General features: G+C 76.8%; 1 protein-coding gene. It reads left to right on the forward strand.

The features are described 5' to 3' along the window. Positions 1–826 (forward strand): DNA polymerase Y subunit UmuC family protein (locus tag AC27IO_RS24925; RefSeq protein WP_498741306.1); only part of this gene is annotated, 826 nt, incomplete at both ends.

Below are 826 nucleotides of genomic sequence, written 5' to 3' on the forward strand. Positions count from 1 at the left end.
CCCGCCGCCTGCCGCAGCCCTCCGGCGGCGACCCGGCACTGGCCCAAGGCGCCACGGCCTTCGAAGCCCTGGCCCTGCTGCGGCTGGCCGAGGCCGACCCTCCGCATCGCCCGCCGCGCCGATTGCCGCACGACCTGCCCCTGCGCACCCTGGCGGCCCTGCGCCCGCACGCCGCCAGCCTGGAGCGCATGGGCTGCCGCACGCTGGGCGCGCTGCGGGCCTTGCCGCGGGCGGGCGTGGCCCGCCGATTCGGGGCCGATGCCCTGCGGGCGCTGGACCAGGCCTTTGGCGACGTGCCCCATCCCTTGCCCTGGATCGAGCTGCCCGAGCGCTTTTCGCTGTCGGCCGAGCTGCCCGCGCTGGCCGAATCGGCCGGCACCTTGCTGTGGTCCGCCAACCGGCTGCTCGGGGTGCTGCACGGCTGGCTGCAGGCGCGCCAGCAGGGCGTGCTGGCGCTGGAGCTGGCCTGGCGCCACGACCTGCGCCGCATCGACGGCGTGGACCTGCCAGCCCAGCAAAGCCTGACGGTGCGCACGGCCGAGCCTACGCAGGACCTGGCCCATCTGCGCCGCCTGCTCGCCGAGCACCTGGGCCGCCAGCGCCTGGCCGCGCCGGTGAACCGGATCACCCTGAGCGGCACCGAAACCCGTCCCTGGGCCGAGGCCAGCGCCAGCCTGCTGCCGCCCAGCCCCGAAGACGCACGGCGCGCGCAGGGCGAGCCCTGGCACCAGTGGGTGGAGCGGGTCTCGGCCCGGCTCGGGGCGCAGCAGGTGGAGGTGGCCGTGCTGCAGGCGGACCACCGGCCGGAATGCATGCTGCGCTGGGA

It is taken from the genome of Acidovorax sp. KNOB132, from assembly GCF_057541515.1.